Raw genomic sequence first — 336 nt, 5'->3', positions numbered from 1 at the left:
GGGTATTGATCTTCATGATAAGCCTCATATCCTCCAAAAACTTTCGACCAATCTTTGCCTTGAGCCACCACTTTGTCTGGCCCATTTTCTGAAATCGAGAGCGTCCCTTTTTGATAATTGGCATACCGTATCGCCGCGGTAGCCGCCTCACGCGTCAATTGCACTTCATGAAACCCATTATATCGCTGGGGATCAGCCGCTTGAAAATCCGCTAGAGTCGGAATCACTACATCTTTAGCAGGAACGGTATTCAGTCCCGTTAGAACGATCACTCCTGGCGTCGTGAGATCCGTTTGCCAACACGAAATATCCACCGTTTTCTTCGCCGGTATTTCC

The 336-nt window shown here is 48.2% G+C and carries 1 protein-coding gene; it reads right to left on the bottom strand.

Features of this window, described 5'->3' with window-relative positions; all coding sequences use genetic code 11:
- On the bottom strand, nucleotides 1–314 hold a 314-nt coding region (locus tag AB3I00_RS14775; protein ID WP_368025637.1), incomplete at its 3' end, for a hypothetical protein.
- Between the last annotated feature and the right edge of the window lie 22 nt (nucleotides 315–336).

Source organism: Enterococcus sp. C76 (genome assembly GCF_040886985.1).
Taxonomy (GTDB): domain Bacteria; phylum Bacillota; class Bacilli; order Lactobacillales; family Enterococcaceae; genus Enterococcus_B; species Enterococcus_B lactis.
This window is presented reverse-complemented; position numbering and strand designations above follow the sequence as displayed.